Genomic DNA, 18175 nt, shown 5'->3' with positions numbered 1-18175 from the left:
GTCATGTCCTCCGGAAGGCCGCGACAAGCGCGGCGATGAAAGCGAAAAGATTGGTGGGCTTGTGGGTGGGCCTGGCTGTCGGCAGTTCGGGCGCCAGCGGCGGCGATGCGATCACGGGGGGTAGCCCCACGGATGGCGCGATCACCAGCGGCACATCGCGTAGCCCAGCCTTCCATTTCGCCAACCAGGCCTTGCGCTCGGCGAGACCCACGGCGCCGCCATTGAGCCGCCTTGTGACGCCGACGACGTCATCCGCTTTCGCAAACGGCAGGCAGCCGCAATTGATGAAATCTGACACGGCGCAAGTGAGGAAGTACCGCGGATCGATCAGGTATTCGGGATGGCTGACCACATCGATCCCCGTGGCCTTCTTCACCCGCTCATAGCCTTCGCGGCCCGTCGTCTGCGATCCGCCGCGCCCACGGAAATTCCAGCCGTCGTCGGAGCCGACGGCATTGCCCATGCGGCCGTTATAGACCTTGTTGGCCAGCGCCCGCGGATTGCCGGCATAAGGCTGCGCACTCGCCATGGTGGGAAAGCGCGACGGCCAGACCTGCATCATCCGCCCGGCGGTGTAGTTCATGTTCTCGACGACGTCGCGCCCTGCTCCGCATTCGTGTGATATCTGCGCCATCACATGCGCGGCAAGCAAAGGCGTGGTGATGCCGTAGCGCGCAAACACAGCCTCGGACGATTGCACCATACCCGACAGCAATCCGGGCACGCGGCTATCGCCCTGCGGCCAGAGACGCCGCAAGGTTGTTTCATCGAGCTTCATGATGATGATCCTGTAAGAGAGCGAGATCCTCGCCTTCGCGCAATCAGGCGATGCGGTGGCCGTAGAAGCCGTTCTGCGCGGCGGCGATATAGCCGTCATTGGTCTCCATCGCCGCCCAGACCGAAATGGCATCGCCGGCGGCGAGCTTGAGAAGCGCATGGCCGCTCAGCATCGTCCTGTTGCTGACGAGCGCCGACGATGTCTGCACCCGCGTGTCGTCGAGCAGCTCAACGCCGTTCTTGTACATGGCCGCCGTCAGCATGGTCGGCACCGCCGCATTGGCCTTGAACATCACGCGGAAGCCGAGCGCATAAATGCCGGCGACCGGTGCGACGAACTGGTTGGTCGCGGGATCGAAAACGCTCTGGTCGTTATGCCCCGTATTGTTGAACTGCACCTTGGTGAAGGTGTTCGCCGCGCAATATTTGTCGAAGTTCAAATAAGCGAGAAATTTCGGGGACTGCTCGAAACTGACCTGCCCGCTCGTCTTGTCGACTACAAGCGCGGTCCGATAGGTCACGCCATCGGCGGAGACCTTGATCGAGAGGTCATCATTGCCGAGCAAGCCGATCAGCGCACGCGGCGAATAGTTCGACTGCAATATGAAGCCGACATCCTTTGTCGCATTCAGCTTGTTGAACGTCACCCGCAGATCACCGCTGCCGGGCGTTACGTCGTCATGCGACAGCAGCATGGCATCGGACTTAACGCTGAAGCGGTTGCTGCTGTCGGCCGCTGTGTTGACGCCGAGATGGTCGATATTGTCGAGTGCAAGGTTGCGCAGATCGCGCCACAGCGCGCCGTCGAACACCATCATCACGTCATCGGCAATGGACCAGACGCACCAGCCGGCTTTCGGCACGAGGAAAGCCCAGGTACCGTCCTGCCATGTGGCGATGGCCAGCGCATGGCCGCTCCAGGCCCCTGACGCCCCGGCCGCCACGATATGCCGTGCGCCCTCGGCCGGCGACGCCGGCGGAGCTGTCCGCGTCACATCGAGTACCGAGATCTGGATCGCCGCGTCGAGAATGCGCAGCGCCTCGTTATGGGTGACGTGTTTCTGCGCCTGCCCGCCATCGATGAAGGGCAGCTTGAGATTCGGCGTGTCGGTCATGTCTACTGTCTCGCGCTCTCAGCCGTCATTGCGAGCGCAGCGAAGCAATCCAGAAAACCAAGAGCTGGATTGCTTCGTCGCTATGCTCCTCGCAATGACGATCACAATGAAATTATACCCTCGGTCGCATGCCCCGCTCCGACGGTGCCGGAGAGCTGTGCGACGCGCAGATGCGAGCCGCACGCGGCATGTGCTGGCATTGTCCCATCGTGCGGTCGGCCCGGCCAGCAGCGCATCCAGTGTCTCGCCGATCACAGCAGGCGTCGCCGCGACCGCAGCGACCTGGAAACTCGCGCCGTCCTTCGATTGCCAGACCACCACCGAGCCCGGCCATGGATTGGCGAAGACAGCGAGCCGCGTCAGCACATCGGCATTGGCGCCGTCGATCACCGGCAGGTTCAGCGCGATCGCCTGCACCGGCCCGAGCGCCGCCGGCACCGGCGGCAGCTTGATCTCAGGCGCCAGCAGCGGCACGGCAAACACGTCGGGGTCGATACTGCGCGCCGTCACCTGCCGCGCTTGCGTATCGACGAGCCCGCTGATCTCGAACAGCCGCCGCCGGTCATTCAGCGTCAGCGCAATCACGTCGCCGGGCGCGAGCGCCAACGCCGTCATGCCGATGGCGAACTCCGCGCGCTCCCGTCCGGCCCACAGGTCCTGCAGCCAGACCTCGGCGCGCTGTGTCGCTGCCGTATCGCTGGTGATGACGGCAAGGTCCGCATGCAGCATCCGGCTGGCGCCGCCGGTGAGTTTGCGCGATGTGACTGCCGAGCGGCGATAATCGGTCAGCGCATCGCTGAAGCCGATGCTGACCTGACGGGGCAATTCGGTCTCCTGCGCGCGCACCAGCCGCGCCAGCGCGCCGTCATCCGGCGCCACCAGATCGTCTTCAGTGAATTTCGCCATGGGCAGCCCGCCGCGCGGGATGAAGCGTAACGTGCCATCAGCCGCCGTCGCATCGAAGGCATAGGCCACCGACAGCGGCTCGATCATCGCCCGCGGCGCCATTGGCCGGTCCACGACATAACCATCACAGCCGCCCAATACTGCCGAGGCATCAGTCCCCGTCACGCCTGCATCCGTCGCAAGCCTGTCGACCAATGCATCCAGCGGCGCACCGCCGGGCCGGCCGGTCAGCCAGTGGCCGGTATGCCAGTTGGCGCCGTCGCCCCAGATGTCATCGGCTGCGGGAAAGATCGGATAAGGCCGCGAGTCCCAGGTCCAGACGTGAATAGCCGATACATCGATCATCCGCCCGCCATAGACAGGCGATACCGGATTGTCGGTATCGCTGGCGCCGAAGACCGGATCGAAGGCGGAGATCAATGCTTCCAGATGGCGCCGCTGCATCAGGTCGTCGCGCGCGCCGCTGGAGAAATACGGCGCAAAGTTCTCCGACGATTTCGGATCGGGAAACACGCTCGGCTGGTTGGCGCCCTTGTCGACTGCGGGACAGCCGACCTCGGTCAGCCAGATCGGCTTGCTGCGCGCGACCCATGCCGTCGGACTGCCCAATTCCGCATGGCCGACGCGCTCGTGATGCGCATTGCCCCACCAATTCCAGAGATCCTTGACGCGATGGATCCACGGCTTGCCAAGCCCATCTGATATCGCGACGCGCGCCTGCGCATCGCGCGCGTTATCATGCGGATAGTACCAGTCATAGGCCTCGCCGCCCGCCACATTGCTGCGCAGATAGGCGCGATCATAGATCGTGTCGGAGAGATCACGATCGAGATGATCGGCTTCATCGCGCCAGTCGGATAGCGGCGCATAGTAATCGATTCCGACCGCATCGATGGCGGCCGATGCCCAGAGCGGGTCGAGCGGAAAACGGATCTCCGACGCGTCGGCGGTTGCGACATGCGCGCCGTATTCCGTCCAGTCCGCCCCATAGGTCACGATCGTGCCGCCCCCGACGATCGCCTTCACGTCAGTTGCGAGCGCGATCAGTTGAGCGACAGCGGGATAGTTGCCCGACGCCGAGCGCACGCGCGTCAGCCCGGGCAATTCCGAGCCGATCAGGAAGCCATCGACGCCGCCGGCAAGCGATACGAGTTGCGCATAATGCAGCACCATATGGCGATAGTTCCAGACACCTCCGGCAAAGAAATGATCGAATGTGATCTTCAGCCCGCGCGCCTTCAGCTCGCCGATCAGATGCACGACGCTCTCATCGGACGGCGTACCGCCGAATGCCGCGCGTCCATCGATTTGCGACACCACATAGGCGGAGGGTCGTGTGACGCCAGCCACCGACCACGACAGCGGGCTGGTTTCCTTGGCGGGATTGTCGATGCCCGGCCGTACCAGGCAGTAATCGGCGCGCAGATCCGAACCGAACCACGCCACGACAATGGCGACGCGCTGCAGGTTGGGACACAGACCCTGCAGATCGTCCAGCGCCGCCACTACATCGGACCGCGCGGAGCCGTGATGGCGGTTCTCCGGCGCGGATTGTCCGGGGCCGAGCAGCTGCACCACCGTGGACGGTTCATAGCCAAACTCGGTGGTGCCGGGGATCAGCGTGACCGCGCGCACCATCGCTTCGAGCAGGCCGATCGGCCGAATGATCTCGAAGGACAGTTGCGGAATCCGGTTGCCGAAATTCGCCAGCGACAGCCGCTCGAACACGACATAAGCCAACCCGCGATAGGCCGGCGCGTTGCCCGCGCCTTCCTTAGCGACGATCAGCCCGTCGGGCATCTGGTCTTCGGTGCCGCGATAGACGCGAAAATTGATCCCCTCGAGATCGAGCGGCTTGCCGTCGGCCCAGATCCGCCCGACGCGGCCGATCACGCCGTCGCACAGGCCCACCGCGAAATTCGCGAAGTAACTATAGGTCGTCGTCGTCGTGGTCGGACCGCCGCCGAGGCCCTTGCCGCCATCGGTCGTCACCGTATCCGATGTTGCGACTTCCTCCAGCGGTGTCGCCCAGATCACCTGACCGCTCAGCCGCGCACGGCCATAGACGCGCGGGATCGGCGCGCCCTCGGTCGACGCCATCACATCGAGATCCGCGAGTTGCGGACCGCTTGTGGCCTGATCGTTTGAGCCGAACAGCGCGCTATCGATCGCACCGCCGAGCGCCGCGCCGGCGAGCTGGCCCGCGATTGCACCGATGGGCCCGAACATCCCGCCTATGGCGCCGCCGGCCGTCGAGAGGACGAGTTGCGACATCAGCTCACTCCGGGAAAGCGAAACGCATAGGCCAGACGACGACGCCACCAGGGTGTCAGGGCGACCTCGCAGACGGCCGCGCCGTCATGGGCGTGGATCATCGTGCCCTCGCCGCTGGCAATCGCCGCATGCTTGGCCACATAACCGTCGCGCCAGCGAAACAGCAACACGTCGCCGGCGCCGATCTCATCCACCGCGATAGGCACGAGATGACGCAGCGCCGCCTGCGCCAGCGCTTCCTCGCCCCGCGCCTCCGCCCAGTCCGGCGCGTAAGGTGGCGGCGTTTCCGGCTCGTTGCCGATGCAGTTGCGCCAGACGCCGCGCAAGAGGCCGAGGCAGTCGCATCCGACATGCTTCACCGAAGCCTGATGCTGATAGCGCGTACCAATCCAGTCGCGCGCCTCGCTGACAATCGCGGCGCGCGTGAGCGTTTCGATCATGTTGTCTGTCCCGCAATCCATGACTGCACTGCGCGCCACGTCACTGTCTGACCGCATTTTCCGACGACACATCTTGTGATCGGCTCTCATTCGATCGAATGACGCTTCGCCTCGCGCGCCGCTGCTAGCAGCATGCCCGGCGCGCCCGCTTCGCGGCGAGGCACGATGCACAAGCAAGAGGAAACGAGAACAATGACACATGTTGGAAAGTGCTTCTGCGGCGCAGTCGAACTGGAAGTGGATGGTGCCCCGGAAGCGATGGGCTATTGCCACTGCAGTTCATGCCGTTCGTGGTCCGGCGGGCCGGTCAATGCCTTCAGCCTGTGGAAGCCGAGTGCCGTGCGGATCACTGCAGGCGCCAAGCATATTGCAAGCTTCCAGAAGACACCGCTCAGCCAGCGCCAGTATTGCAGCAAATGTGGTGGGCACCTGCTGACCAATCATCCGACGTTCAGCCTGGTCGATGTCTTTGCGGCGACCATCCCGACACTTCGTTTCGAACCCGGTGTCCACGTCAATTATGCCGAGACCGTGCTGCCGATAAAGGACGGCCTGCCGAAGTTGAAGGACTTTCCGGCGGAGCTCGGCGGCTCCGGCGAGGCCGTCGCTGAATAGACATCACGCGCGAGGTCCCATGAACGATCACATGAATTGCAAAGTGAAGTGCAGACTGTTCGGGGCGGTGCTCATCGCCGCCCTCGCCGCGCTGACGCATGCGGTCGCGGCTCAGGTGCCGTCCGAGATTGCCGAGCCGGATGCCACCATCGTCGCGATCTATCACGCGGAGGGCGCGCAGGTGTATGAGTGCATGGCCGCCTCCGACGGCAAGCTCTCCTGGACTTTCCGCGAGCCGATCGGCACACTGCTGTCCAATGGACTGACCGTCGGCCGCCACTATGCGGGCCCGCATTGGCAACTCACCGATGGCAGCACGCTGGGCGGCAAAGCGATTGGTCGCGCACCAGGTAAAACCGCGAGCGATATCCCGTGGCTCAAATTGACGGTGACTAACCGGCATGGCGACGGCAAGCTCGCAATGGTCGACGTGATCCAGCGCATCAACACCAAAGGCGGCGTTGCCGCCGGCCCCTGCGATGATGCCGGCCAGTTTCTCAGCGTGCCCTATTCGGCAGACTACGCATTCCTGCACAAGGATTGAGTGTTCCGCATCAGTTGAATTTGGTTCAAATGACGGCGCCGCAAGCGCCGTCATTTTGCTATCAAAGACCGATCGACGCACGTCCGCGATTTTCGATTTATTCCGCGTATCATCCGGAAAATATTTCGCATGCTGAAACACAGCTTCTGCGCGTTCGGCAACGACATCGCCGCCGGAACCACATAGCTTTCCAATCACGCATCGTCGGCGTGCCGGCATAGGCACGCATGCAAAGGTGCATGCTCACCTTCCCGAGAGATAGTTGCAAATGACGTCAGTGACTCCGCTCTGGCCGATGGCCGCCCGGCTCGCATCGCCTGATCTCGCAGAAGGCGCAGAACAGCTCAGCGACCTGATCGGCTGCATCTACGACACCGTCCTCGACTCGTCGTCCTGGACGAATGCGATCGAGCGCGCGATGCAATTCGTCGGCGGCGTCGGCGCCAGCCTCTATACCAAGAATGCAGCCATGCCGTCGGGGCATATTCTCCACGTGGTCGGCATTTCCGCGGACTATCAAAGCTCCTATTTCGACAAATATGTTGCGCTCGATCCCACCACGACCGTGCAGTTCTTCGCGGAGATCGATGAACCGATCGGGATCGAGGACATCCTGCCTTACGCGGAGTTCAGGGAAACCCGCTTCTACAAGGAATGGGTGCAGCCGCAGGGACTGGCGGATTGCATCAATTCGGTGCTCGACAAGTCCATCACCAATGTCGCCATGTTCGGCGTGTTCCGGCATGAGCGTGACGGCGTCGCGGATGAGCGCGCACGTCACCGGATGCGACTGATCGCGCCGCATATCCGCCGCGCCGTGATGATCGGACGCATGTTCGATCTGAAAGCCGCCGAGGCCGCGACGCTGGCGGATACGCTGGACGGGCTGAGCGTCGGCCTGTTCCTCGTCGATTCGGCTGCGCGCATCGTCCATGCCAACTTTGCCGGCCATGCCATGCTCGATACAGCGGACGTCCTGCGCGCCTCCTCCGGCCGCCTCAGTGCTCGCGACAGCCAGGCCGATCGCGCCTTGCGGGAGGCCCTCGCCGTCGCCGGTGAAGGCGACAGCGCGCTCGGCACGCGCGGAATCGCCATGCCGCTCGTCGGCAGCACTGGCGAACGATACGTCGCACATCTCCTGCCGCTGACATCGGGAGCACGGCGACAGGCCGGACTGGTCTATTCGGCCACCGCGGCTTTGTTCGTGCGCAAGGCGGATATCGACGCCACCTCGCCGCCCGAACTCATCGGCAGGACATTCCAGCTCACACCGTCAGAGCTTCGCGTCCTGCTGGCGATCGTCCAGGTCGGCGGCGTGCCGGAGGTCGCTGCAGCGCTCGGCGTCGCCGAAACGACGATCAAGACGCATCTCAGCCGCCTGTTCTACAAAACCGGAACCCGGCGGCAGGCGGATCTGGTCAAGCTGTTCGCCGGCTATGCGACGCGCGTGATCGGGTAGACGCCAGATAATTTGCCGCGAGTATGTCGTATCTCGTCGCTCACCAGACGATGCGGAAGCCGCCAGTGCCCTTGTAGCTGCGGTTCGCCGCCGCGTCTTCAAGGCTCGCGCTATAGGAGACCTCGCCGAACACAGCGTAGCGACCGTTGGCCCAGCTATAGGTGCCGCCGCCGCCGATGCTGCCCCACAGCCGGTCTTGCGCGCTGGCGAAGCCGGTGCCGGCGACATCGACACGGGTGCCGTCGAGGAACTCGTAGCGCAGGTTGCCGATGCCGTAGATATCCGAGCGCACGATGCCTGCGCCGTCGTTCCAGGTTTTCTGGTGGTTGAGCGCAAGGCCGGCGCGGCCGAGCAGGCTGTCGCCGTCGCGCAGCGACACCGGGGCGCCGAACCGATCGGTGAAGCGATCGAACTCGGCCTTCGAATAGGACAGCTGCGCCTGCGGCGTCAGCGACCAGCCGTTGCCGACAAAGAACCGCTTGCCGGTTTCAGCGCTGAAAGCATAGCCCACCCCTTCGTTGCCGTGGGTCATGCTGCCGGCCAGCACCGAGGAGAGATCGCTGCGGTAGAACATCGATTGCGCCTGGCCGTCGACATAGAAGCCGTTGTCGCCGAACCATGTCAGCGTGCCGCCGACACCCGAACCTTCGACGCGGATCCGACCATTGCCGAAGGCCGATGCGATAGTGGCGGTTGTCAGGCCATATTGCCCGGTGAGACCGACGATCAGCCTTCCGCGCTCGTTCTCCATCAGCAGACCGTCGAGGCCCGCCTGCACTTTCAACTGGTCGGTCTTATAGGTCGAGCCTGTGGTGGTGGAGGGCTGCAAATCGGATTGGCCGCCTTCGATGCGGCCCCAGAACGCCGTCGGCGTCGGTGACGCCTCGCCTGGCGCCAGTGCGACACCGGCGCGTGCCATGGCATCGCTGCCGCCCCAATAGCGATTGCCGACGCGCTGCTGCATGGTCGGCAGTTCGTTCATGCCGAGCAGCACCTGCGCATAGTTTTCGTACAGCGGAACGCCGGGCTGATAGAGGGGACCGGCCGGAGCAGCCGGCGGAGGATTGATCAGACTGGAGCGCAGATACCAGTCGCCGTCGGTCGGCGTGCTGACGCCGTTCTTCTGCAGCGTATAGGCATAGGCGCCGCCGACCACCGCCTGCTGACCCTGGATCACATAATTGCCGAGCAGCGAGAACGCGCCGTTCGACGCGCCGCCGACATCGATGATCTTGATGCCTTCGACGGTTTGCGCGCCGCTGCCGCCGAGATTGATCACCCGCACATTGGTACTGCCCGCGGTGTTGCCGGTGACGACAAGCCGATCGGTCGGCGAGGCGTCGCCACCGAGTACGGATTCGATCTGCAGCGTTCCGCCGTTGCCGGTGTAGTTGCCGGCGACAGTGAGCGTTCCGATGGAATTGCCGGGCGCGACGATGCCCGCGTTCGACGTGTCGCAAACCGTGCCGGTGCCTTGCAGCGTGCCGCCGGCGAGCACAGTCATGGCGCCGCAGACGCTGCCGTTGACGCTGAGCGTGCCGCCGCTCACCGTGGTGCCGCCGGTATAGGTGTTGACACCGAAAAGGGTCTGCATGCCGCCGCTGAGCGTCAGCCCGCCGGTGCCGGAGATGATGCCGGAGAACAGATCGTTGGCATTGGTGATGATCAGGTTCTTTGCGCCGATATTGACACTGCCAGTTCCTGCGAGACTCTGAATATGCGAGCCGGCGCCGCTGATCGCTGAAACGTCGAACGTTCCGTTCGCGACCACCCGGCTCGAATTGGCGAGGGCATCATCAGCAGAGGTTGCCGGGCCCGACAGCGCGAGCGTGCCCTGCTGGATCACCGTTTCGCCGGTATACGTACTGCCGGCGCCCAGCGTGAAGGTCCCGGCGCCGATCTTGGTCAACCCACCGACGCCGCTGAATCCAAGCGTTTTGACGTTGAACCCATTGGTATCGAACGTCAGTCCGCCGGCGGCAATATTGGCTTGGTTGATCGCTCCACCAAAAAAAACGGCGTTATTGGCCAATGCCCGGACAGTGCCGTTATCAAAGTTCATCTGCCGCGTTCCAGGGCCCACGGTTATGCCTGTCGTCTCCAGGATGCCGCCGCTGCTGACGTTGAGCGTGCCGGAACTCCCGGCGCTATTCCCGAATCTCAGTCCGTTTTGCGCGATGACGGTGCCGCTGTTCTCGATGTTGAGCGTGCCGTTGCCGGCGAAACCGACGACGAGCTGGGCGCCGCCGGACAGAATCCACTGCGATCCGGCTCCGGTTACTGTGACGATCCCGGTGCCTCCCTGGGCAACTCGAAGGAACACGCCGTTGCTGCTTGTGAGCGTGCTCCCGCCCTGAATTGTCAGATTGCCGAATGATCCAACACCGGAGCCAACAGCAATGCCGCCGGTCGCGGCCGTCGCCCCACCGCTAAGGACGGTCGGGTTGGGGGATGTGACATTGATGGTGACCGAACTGCCCGCGCCAGGCAGCGTTCCGGTTGACCAGTTGGTGGCAGTCATCCAGTCGGAGCTTGTGGCCCCGGTCCACGCTTGTTGCGCCGCCGCTGATCGCGGCAACAATGCCGACAACGCGGCCACCGACGCGCTCGCCAGCAGCAGGCGAAGCAATCGCGTTCGGGCGCTGCTGGATCGAGATCGCCGGGTGCGATCTGGACTCTCGTGGCGCATGTCATCCGACTGTCGTCCGATCGTCGCAAGTCCGATGCATTCGCGCATGCGTTATTCCACTTCGATCGAATCCACACCGTTCGAGGATGCGGATGTTTGTTGTCGTGCAGTCCGCGAAGGACACTTGCGAAGCTAGATGAGCCGCAACAATCGAACAATAATCGAAGCGTGTTCACGCTGGACAAACACGCGGCCTGTGCCGTTTGCGCAACGAAAGACGCTTAACAAAGTCTTTCGAGATCGAATCCGGTTGGCACATCGCAAGCTCGATCTATCAGTGCGTGCGCTGGTTCGATGTCTCTCGCGTCGGAACGTGGCAACGCACGCAACAGACGAATGTGAACGCGTATCGGTCGTTCGTAGGACGCTTGATATCACTGCTCCATCGATGATGAGCCACGACAAGCGCGTCTCTCATTCGGATGGACCATCGATGGCATTACTCGAACGTCTGCTCTACGCCGCCGCGATCGCGTGCTTCGTGATCGTTCACTACGTCGCCCTGCAACGAATTGATGCCGCCGCGTCACATGCGACCCACCCGCCATCCGTCACCCTGCAGGGGACGGATTGATCGCGCTCATCCGCGGGATCCTGACGTCGGATAACTCATGACGAAATCGTTGCCGGGAATATCGGCGAAGCCGCGGACATTATCGACATTGCCGATACACCAGGAAACTGTTCGGGGCCGGAGAGCGACCGACGAGTACCCTGATCGGCGTCGCCGCTCGCGCCTTGCCCCAGCGGTTCATGGAAGCGACGGTGTTATCGACGCTAGCTCCGGACGAGATCGCGGCCTTGTTGCTCGAGCCAGTCGCAGAACACGGCGATATGTGGATCGGTCCGTCGCGCTTCCGGCAGATAGGCGAAGTAGCTTCGCGCCGAAAGACTGATGTCCGGAAACGGCGTCATCAATCGCCCGGCCGCGAGATCATCGGCGACCAATGCGGTCGGACCCATCGCCACGCCGAGTCCGTCGATCGCTGCCTGTATGGTCAGATAGAAGTGATCGAAAGTCAGGGATGCCTCGGGGCGAAGGGCGGGCTCTCCGGCCTCAGCCAGCCAGTCGCGCCATAGCCGCGCCATCGAGGAGACGTGAAGCAGCGTATGGTGCGACAGATCGCGGATATCGGTCAGCGGCGCCCGATCCAGGATGGTCGGACTACACACCGGCAGCCGCCGCTCCCCGAACAGGAAACGCGACGTGTAACCGGGGAAAGTGTCCGGGCCACCTCTGATCACGACATCGAACGGCTCTGCCAGGGCGTCGATCGTCTCATTCGACGTGCTCAAGCGTACCTCGATGTCGGGATGCTCCGCACGAAAAGCGCCCATGCGTCGCAACAGCCATCGCAGACTGAAAGTTGCGAGAGCGTTCACATGCAGCACGATGGATGGCGCGTCATGCCGTCTGGTTCGATGCTGCTGCACGGCAGCCGAAATACGATCGAGCGCCGGTCCGAATTCGGTGAGCAGCGCTGCGCCGGCAGGCGTCAGCACGACCCGTCGGACCGAACGCCGAAACAGCGCCGGAGCACCCAGCCAGTCTTCCAGTAGCCGGATCTGCTGACTGACGGCGCCGTGGGTCACGCTGAGTTCAACGGCCGCCTCCTTCAGACTGCCGAGGCGGGCGGCGACTTCGAAGGCGCGGACCGCATTCAGCGGCGGCAGACTACGGCGCGGGACAAAGGTGGACATGCTTGAGAATTTCTAACCCATGACCTGAGTATTACTGATTTGTGACAGCCTGAAGTCTAGTTCAGAGTGACTTTAGCAGCGCTTTGCACGCCAGACACCAGCTCTGGCGCATCAATCTTCAGATTTTCTGCGACTGCAGCGCGTGCGCCGGAAGACCCAAGAAACAGCACATGACCCACCACGAGACCACGACCACTAAGGCTCCTGCGAACCGGACACGCGCCGCACGAACGCTTGCGCTGACCGGGCTCAACCACGCTTTGCACGACGGCTTCACGGACGCGATCTATGTATTGCTGCCGATCTGGCAGACCGAGTTTGCGCTGAGCTATAGCGTCCTTGCGATCTTTCGCGGTCTTTATTCCGGCACCATGGCATGTCTGCAGATTCCGGCAGGGCATCTGGCGGAGCGGATCGATGCCAAACTCATTCTCTGCTGCGGCACGGCGCTGTCGGCGTTGGGCTACGCTCTCGCGGGCATCTCCGGTGGCATCGTCGGACTGAGCTTTGCGCTCGCATTGGCAGGCGCAGGCTCGAGCACCCAACACCCTTTGGCGTCCGCCGCCGTTTCACGGGCTTATGGGCGTGCTGCGCGCAGGCCGCTCGGCATCTACAATTTCACAGGCGATCTCGGAAAGGCGGCCATCCCGGCGCTCATGTCTCTGCTGCTTGTCACCATCGCCTGGCGCCATGCCGTATTTACGCTCGCTATCGCCGGCATCGCCGTGTCTGTCGCCATGGCGGTGTGGATGCCGGCCGTGGGCATCGGGCATGCAGCAGATGCGAAGGAACGATCCAGCAAGAGCGGTCGAAGTCGGGGCGGATTCTATTGGCTCCTGGCGATCGGAATGCTCGATAGCGCCGTCAGAATGGGCTTTCTCACCTTTCTGCCATTTCTCCTGATTGAAAAAGGAGCCTCGCTTCCCATCAGCGGTTTTGCTCTGGCACTTCTCTTCATCGGCGGAGCCGCCGGCAAGTTCGCTTGCGGCTGGCTTGGCGACAGGATCGGCACCCGGCGCACCGTTCTCTTCACCGAAGTTGCCACCGCGCTTCTGATCCTCGGCGTTCTGGTCCTGCCGCTCATCCCGGTTATCGTCGTTCTGCCGGCGCTGGGGGTGATGCTCAACGGCACGTCATCGGTGCTGTATGGAACGGTCCCCGAACTAACCCCGCCCCATCGCACTGCGCGTGCCTTCGCTTTGTTTTATACCGGCACTATCGGCGCGGGCGCCGGTGCCCCGGTTCTCTATGGTTTTCTGGGCGACGCGTTCGGACCTGCAATGGCAACAGCCGCGACCGCAATGACGGCGCTGGCGATCTGCCCGTTCATGATCCCACTCTCAAGGCATCTGAGTGATGAGGTCGAAATCGGTCTGGCATCGCACTCACCCGGACAGCCCTAGATTATTATTTCACCATCACATGAAGGTTCGTTAGATGGATACAGTCTCGCAGACGCCGCTCATTCTGATAACGGGTGGAAGTCGTGGCGTAGGCGCCGCGACTGCGCGGCTTGCTGCCGCGCAAGGTTACGATGTGGCGATCAGCTTCGTCTCCAACGAGTCTGCCGCCCTTGCGGTGGCGGCTGATGTCGAAGCTGCAGGGCGCCGGGCTTTGACGGTCCGCGCGGATAGTGCGGAGCCTGAACAGGTCGCTCAATTATTCGCCGCGATCGACCGACAGTTCGGCCGGATCGACGTGCTGGTGAACAACGCCGCGATGCTTGCGCGACAGTCCCGGCTGGAGGATCTTGGATTCGAGCGGATGCAGCGCATCTTCGCGGTCAACGCAATCGGCCCTATCCTTTGTGCACAGCAAGCCGCAAAGCGGATGTCGTATCGCCACAACGGGCGGGGCGGTTCCGTGATCAACATCTCGTCGGCTTCGGCCCGGCTAGGCAGCCCCGGCGAATATGTCGACTACGCTGCGTCGAAGGGTGCCGTCGAGACATTCACGACCGGCTTCGCCAAGGAAGTCGCGCGGGACGGGATACGCGTCAACTGCATTCGCCCGGGGCACATCTACACTGACATGCATGCCAGCGGCGGAGAGCCGGGACGAGTGGACCGCGTCAAGGACTCGATCCCGATGGGTAGAGGCGGTCAGCCTGAAGAGGTTGCGCGGGCGATCCTGTGGCTGGCAAGCGCCGAAGCGTCCTTCGTCACCGGCACGTTCCTCGATGTCACTGGCGGGAAGTGAGCAACAATGTATGGCGCCGGGCCTTGCCCGAAACGCCCTCCTAATCGAAACCGAAACTTTCTCCAGAATAATTGCAGGCGACATGTGCGGTGAGCTCTCGCATATCGGCCACTCGCTCACCCACTCATCCCCCACCCGTCCCCGGCGTCGGATAGCTCATGACGAAATCGTTGCCGGGGATATCGGGAAAGCCGCGGAAATTATCGACATTGCCGAAACGATCGCTGCAGGTCGCCAGCGTCTTGTCGCAGCCGGCCGTGACGGTGAATGCGTCGCCGGTTGCGATCGGCTCTGGCATGGCCTGCCACAGCGACAGTCGCACATGGCCCGGCGTGACGCGGTGCTGCTTTACTTCCATGGCGAGCCCGGCATTGCCGCCGCTCGTCCATGTCAGACGCCCCGCGGTGAACAGATCATCTGCGAAGGCACCGAGGCCGCTCGCGGAAAACATCGACACGCCCTCTAGCGCCTCGACCGCACCAGTGCCTTGCCAGCCTGCGAGATTGATGCGGCATTTTCCGTCGCCGAGATCGGCGCTGCACCGCGCCGTATAAAGCCGCCCGCTCTCCTGCGACAGCAGCGCCGCAAGCCCGCGCAATTCGGCGATGAATGCAGAGCCTTCGCGCTTCACTTCGCCTAGCGTGCCGCGTGCCGTGAGCACGCGAAGTGATGTGTCGCTCCAGTCCACCAGCCAGGTCTCCACCTGCGCGGCATCGTAACGCCCCGCCGCGAGATCCGCGTCGGTGAGGATGTCGTCGTCCAGTGCACCGGCGATATCGCCGCCGTCCACCGACAGGTCAAAACGGCTCGTGGCTTCCGACGCGGCGAGCCCGGTGCCGGCGCGATAGGTGATCCCATCGATGACGAGATCGCAGTCATGATCGGTGAAGCCCGCGACGACGCCATCGCGCCGCGTCAGCTTCCAGACCTGCGCCAGTGTGGTGACGCCGGAATCGAGTTTGGTCTGCAGGGCTGCGGGGATGCTGCGCATGGTTGAATCCTGAAACGTCGTCGTTGCGCGCGACCATCCTTCGCGCTCTAATTGTTCTCACAGTACCGGCATGCAACAAGCCGGGCACAGGGAGCGGACGGATGCTGCGACAACGCCTTGCCGGGATCGCCGTGCTCGCGGCAATCGTCACACTGATCGTTACTCCCGCGACCGTCATTCGCGCAGCAGGTGCGCCGGATGAAACGCCGGCGACGCCGCCGCCATGGCCGACCAAGGGCTGGCAGGTCGCAACGCCGGAATCGCAAGGGATGGCTTCCGGCAGGCTCGCCCAATTGATCGATACCGTCGGCGCACGCCAGCAGGACAGCCTGTTGATCGTGCGCCATGGCAAGCTGGTCGCCGATGCCTATTACGCGCCGTATGTCGCCGGCCTGCGCCACGATCTGCGCTCGGTGACCAAGAGCGTCACCGGGACGCTGATCGCCATCGCATTGAAAAACGGGATACTCGACAGTGTCGATCACCCGGTCGTCGATCTGTTCGCCGACAACCAGATCGACAAACTGGATTATCGCAAGAAGGCCATTACGATCCAGCATCTGCTCGACATGACTTCCGGCATCGCCTGGAAGGAGGAAGCCTATACATCCGACGAAACGCTTGACCGGATGTATCGCAGCAAAAATCCGACCGAATTCGTGCTCGGCCAGGAGATGAGCCGGGCGCCGGGCGAGCGGTTCTATTACAACAGCGGCAATCCCTATCTGCTCTCCGCGATGATCAACAAGAAGACGGGACAGAACGCACTCGAATTCGCCAAGCGCGAATTGTTCGGACCACTGGGCATTACCGACATCGACTGGGGCCGCCCCGACGCACAGGGCGTGACCGATGGCGAAGCCGGGCTCTATATCCCGCCGCATGACATGGCAAAGATCGGCTATCTCTATCTGCAAAACGGTGTCTGGGAAGGCCGCGAGATCATTCCGCCGTCATGGGTCGATCGCGCGGCCGAGGGCAAGATCGTCGCAACTGCCGACAATCATTACGCCAATCTGTGGTGGTCGATCCCTGAGAAAGGCGCCTATATGGCGCGTGGTCTGCACTCGCAGCTGATCATGGTTTTGCCGAAACTCGATATTGTCGCCGTGTTGACCGGCAGCATGCGCAAGGATGAATTCTATCCGACCCGCCGTCTGATCGACGACATCGCCGGCGCGGTGAAATCCGAGAGCGCCCTGCCCGACGATCCCGTCGCGCAGGCCCTGCTGGCCGCATCGATCCGCAACGCGGCAACGCCGCGGCCGTCGCCGCTCGGCCTGACGCCGGATCTGGCCAAAGACGTCTCCGGCAAGACCTACCGCTTCACCCAAAATGCAATCCGGGTCGGGACGTTCCGCCTAACCCTGGTCGGCGACAGCCCGTCATGGGAGATCACCACCGTCACCGGCAAGCCCGAGCAGACCCGCCGCTTCACCGGTCCACTTGGACTTGACGGCAACTTCCGGACCGGTTCTCCCGTCAGCTACGGTGTCGATGCGGTCCGCGGACGATGGACGAACGCCAATACTTTTGTCGTCGAGCGCCGTATTCTCGGCCACAGCGAAATGCAGTCCTGGACGCTGGCTTTCGAGGGCAAGAAGGTCACGGTCAATTTCGAGAACACCGACAGCTACAAGCTCGAATTGCACGGCGAGACTACCGACTGATAGTCCGCCCCCTCACGACCGATGCGCCTGCTAAATCCTGATCTCCACCAACGGAATTTTCGGGATCGCACCGGCGGCGAAGGCCGACAGATCGACTTCGAGATAGTCCGTGTCAAAGCGCACGGGCACGTCGAACTGGAAGCCCGCGGTGACTGCAGCACCCGCCCCAGGAATGTGCCCGCTGGCGAATGTCACGAGCCCCGTCGTCACATCGCAGCTGAAAGCACTGCTCGCGATCTCGTCGCCGGCAACGGCAATCCGCACGCTGCCATCGACGGGCTTGGTGATCGGCCGCTGATAGGGCGCAAAGGCGCTGCCATAGGTCTTCATCAATTGAAACGAGGCGGTCGCACCGTCGCCGATCCCGATGCCTTGATCCAACGGCGAAATCGCTTCGCCTGATATGTTCGAGGTCTGATCGAGCCGGTCGCGCCAGCGAAAGCCGTGCAGTCGTCCTCGCCGCTCCTCGAAGAACGCCACAACGCTCTGCAGTGCCGCCAGCGTCCTGATGCCATAACCTGCATCGTAGCGGCGGCGTGAATGCGCCCAGCGTGCGTTACGCTCTTCACGCCCGGAGCCGAACGACACGATCTCGGTGCGTCGCTCCGGCCCGCCTGCACTCTTCAGCGCGATATCGAGCGGAAACAGAATGTCGTGAAAGACTGTCATGAGACTCTTCCTTCACCCTCCCCTGGAGGGGGGTCGACGATCAGCGCGCGAAGCGCGATGAGAGACGGGGTGGGGTAAAGCCACAAGTACCGTCGATGAACAGTCACCCCACCCCGTCACGCGCTG

General features: G+C 63.0%; 14 protein-coding genes and 1 pseudogene. 7 read left to right on the top strand and 8 right to left on the bottom strand.

What is annotated here, in order from left to right; translation table 11 throughout:
* Position 1: 1 nt before the first annotated feature.
* The 4 genes and pseudogenes from AB8A50_RS02585 to AB8A50_RS02570 form a co-directional block, all read right to left on the bottom strand.
* Positions 2–778 carry a glycoside hydrolase family 19 protein gene (locus AB8A50_RS02585; protein ID WP_439076705.1) on the bottom strand — a complete coding sequence of 259 codons (777 nt, stop codon included), beginning with the start codon at positions 776–778 and terminating at the stop codon, positions 2–4.
* 43 nt (positions 779–821) lie between these two features.
* Positions 822–1892 (bottom strand): DUF2793 domain-containing protein, encoded by a 1071-nt coding sequence (locus tag AB8A50_RS02580; RefSeq protein ID WP_439076704.1) that lies wholly within the window; start codon positions 1890–1892, stop codon positions 822–824.
* A gap of 39 nt (positions 1893–1931) precedes the next feature.
* A pseudogene (locus AB8A50_RS02575) lies at positions 1932–5072 on the bottom strand (baseplate multidomain protein megatron); the annotation flags it as partial.
* Complete coding sequence (locus AB8A50_RS02570; RefSeq protein WP_439076702.1) at positions 5072–5512, bottom strand: NlpC/P60 family protein; 441 nt, start codon at positions 5510–5512, stop codon at positions 5072–5074. The gene AB8A50_RS02570 and the pseudogene AB8A50_RS02575, both read right to left, overlap by 1 nt.
* A 192-nt stretch (positions 5513–5704) precedes the next feature.
* On the opposite strand from AB8A50_RS02570, the gene AB8A50_RS02565 reads away from it, so the two are divergent.
* The 3 genes from AB8A50_RS02565 to AB8A50_RS02555 all read left to right on the top strand — a co-directional run bounded on the left by AB8A50_RS02565 (position 5705) and on the right by AB8A50_RS02555 (position 8130).
* The gene (locus AB8A50_RS02565; RefSeq protein ID WP_439076700.1) at positions 5705–6127 is read left to right on the top strand and encodes a GFA family protein; all 423 of its coding nucleotides are present in this window, start codon (positions 5705–5707) and stop codon (positions 6125–6127) included.
* 19 nt (positions 6128–6146) lie between these two features.
* Positions 6147–6671 carry a DUF3455 domain-containing protein gene (locus AB8A50_RS02560; protein WP_439076699.1) on the top strand — a complete coding sequence of 175 codons (525 nt, stop codon included), beginning with the start codon at positions 6147–6149 and terminating at the stop codon, positions 6669–6671.
* A 268-nt stretch (positions 6672–6939) separates the two neighbouring features.
* The gene (locus AB8A50_RS02555) at positions 6940–8130 is read left to right on the top strand and encodes a helix-turn-helix transcriptional regulator (RefSeq protein WP_439076697.1); all 1191 of its coding nucleotides are present in this window, start codon (positions 6940–6942) and stop codon (positions 8128–8130) included.
* Positions 8131–8170: 40 nt separating this feature from the next.
* Here AB8A50_RS02555 and AB8A50_RS02550 read toward each other — a convergent pair whose 3' ends face one another.
* On the bottom strand, positions 8171–10651 hold the full coding sequence (locus AB8A50_RS02550) for an autotransporter family protein (protein WP_439076695.1): 2481 nt from the start codon (positions 10649–10651) through the stop codon (positions 8171–8173).
* 601 nt (positions 10652–11252) lie between these two features.
* On the opposite strand from AB8A50_RS02550, the gene AB8A50_RS02545 reads away from it, so the two are divergent.
* Positions 11253–11393 (top strand): hypothetical protein, encoded by a 141-nt coding sequence (locus AB8A50_RS02545; RefSeq protein WP_439076693.1) that lies wholly within the window; start codon positions 11253–11255, stop codon positions 11391–11393.
* A gap of 203 nt (positions 11394–11596) precedes the next feature.
* On the opposite strand, the gene AB8A50_RS02540 is transcribed toward AB8A50_RS02545, so the two are convergent.
* Positions 11597–12520 carry a LysR substrate-binding domain-containing protein gene (locus AB8A50_RS02540; RefSeq protein ID WP_439076692.1) on the bottom strand — a complete coding sequence of 308 codons (924 nt, stop codon included), beginning with the start codon at positions 12518–12520 and terminating at the stop codon, positions 11597–11599.
* Between the two features lie 170 nt (positions 12521–12690).
* Here AB8A50_RS02540 and AB8A50_RS02535 point away from each other — a divergent pair, with 170 nt between their 5' ends.
* Together AB8A50_RS02535 and AB8A50_RS02530 are read left to right on the top strand one after the other, a co-directional pair.
* The gene (locus tag AB8A50_RS02535) at positions 12691–13923 is read left to right on the top strand and encodes an MFS transporter (RefSeq protein ID WP_309944692.1); all 1233 of its coding nucleotides are present in this window, start codon (positions 12691–12693) and stop codon (positions 13921–13923) included.
* 34 nt (positions 13924–13957) lie between these two features.
* On the top strand, positions 13958–14719 hold the full coding sequence (locus AB8A50_RS02530; protein ID WP_439075187.1) for an SDR family oxidoreductase: 762 nt from the start codon (positions 13958–13960) through the stop codon (positions 14717–14719).
* A 124-nt stretch (positions 14720–14843) separates the two neighbouring features.
* Here AB8A50_RS02530 and AB8A50_RS02525 read toward each other — a convergent pair whose 3' ends face one another.
* Positions 14844–15710, bottom strand: a complete 867-nt coding sequence (locus tag AB8A50_RS02525; protein ID WP_439076690.1) for a DUF2163 domain-containing protein — start codon at positions 15708–15710, stop codon at positions 14844–14846.
* Between the two features lie 101 nt (positions 15711–15811).
* Here AB8A50_RS02525 and AB8A50_RS02520 point away from each other — a divergent pair, with 101 nt between their 5' ends.
* Entirely contained in the window at positions 15812–17380 is a 1569-nt protein-coding gene (locus AB8A50_RS02520; RefSeq protein WP_439076689.1) for a serine hydrolase domain-containing protein, read from the top strand.
* A gap of 30 nt (positions 17381–17410) precedes the next feature.
* Here the strand turns inward: AB8A50_RS02520 and AB8A50_RS02515 are convergent, their stop codons facing one another.
* Complete coding sequence (locus AB8A50_RS02515; RefSeq protein WP_439076687.1) at positions 17411–18049, bottom strand: phage distal tail protein, Rcc01695 family; 639 nt, start codon at positions 18047–18049, stop codon at positions 17411–17413.
* Positions 18050–18175: the final 126 nt, after the last annotated feature.

This window comes from Tardiphaga sp. 841_E9_N1_2, from assembly GCF_051811065.1.
Taxonomy (GTDB): Bacteria; Pseudomonadota; Alphaproteobacteria; order Rhizobiales; family Xanthobacteraceae; genus Tardiphaga; species Tardiphaga robiniae.
Note: the sequence above shows the minus strand (reverse complement) of the source record. Positions and strands in the feature narration are given on the sequence as shown.

Excerpts from the sequence above, each read along its gene's own strand:
- AB8A50_RS02520 (WP_439076689.1), top strand. The coding sequence starts at position 15,812 with ATGCTGCGACAACGCCTTGCCGGGATCGCCGTGCTCGCGGCAATCGTC.
- AB8A50_RS02550 (WP_439076695.1), bottom strand. The coding sequence starts at position 10,651 with ATGACTGCCACCAACTGGTCAACCGGAACGCTGCCTGGCGCGGGCAGT.
- AB8A50_RS02585 (WP_439076705.1), bottom strand. The coding sequence starts at position 778 with ATGAAGCTCGATGAAACAACCTTGCGGCGTCTCTGGCCGCAGGGCGAT.
- AB8A50_RS02515 (WP_439076687.1), bottom strand. The coding sequence starts at position 18,049 with ATGACAGTCTTTCACGACATTCTGTTTCCGCTCGATATCGCGCTGAAG.
- AB8A50_RS02580 (WP_439076704.1), bottom strand. The coding sequence starts at position 1,892 with ATGACCGACACGCCGAATCTCAAGCTGCCCTTCATCGATGGCGGGCAG.
- AB8A50_RS02555 (WP_439076697.1), top strand. The coding sequence starts at position 6,940 with ATGACGTCAGTGACTCCGCTCTGGCCGATGGCCGCCCGGCTCGCATCG.
- AB8A50_RS02560 (WP_439076699.1), top strand. The coding sequence starts at position 6,147 with ATGAACGATCACATGAATTGCAAAGTGAAGTGCAGACTGTTCGGGGCG.
- AB8A50_RS02530 (WP_439075187.1), top strand. The coding sequence starts at position 13,958 with ATGGATACAGTCTCGCAGACGCCGCTCATTCTGATAACGGGTGGAAGT.
- AB8A50_RS02565 (WP_439076700.1), top strand. The coding sequence starts at position 5,705 with ATGACACATGTTGGAAAGTGCTTCTGCGGCGCAGTCGAACTGGAAGTG.
- AB8A50_RS02535 (WP_309944692.1), top strand. The coding sequence starts at position 12,691 with ATGACCCACCACGAGACCACGACCACTAAGGCTCCTGCGAACCGGACA.
- AB8A50_RS02525 (WP_439076690.1), bottom strand. The coding sequence starts at position 15,710 with ATGCGCAGCATCCCCGCAGCCCTGCAGACCAAACTCGATTCCGGCGTC.
- AB8A50_RS02545 (WP_439076693.1), top strand. The coding sequence starts at position 11,253 with ATGGCATTACTCGAACGTCTGCTCTACGCCGCCGCGATCGCGTGCTTC.
- AB8A50_RS02540 (WP_439076692.1), bottom strand. The coding sequence starts at position 12,520 with ATGTCCACCTTTGTCCCGCGCCGTAGTCTGCCGCCGCTGAATGCGGTC.
- AB8A50_RS02570 (WP_439076702.1), bottom strand. The coding sequence starts at position 5,512 with ATGATCGAAACGCTCACGCGCGCCGCGATTGTCAGCGAGGCGCGCGAC.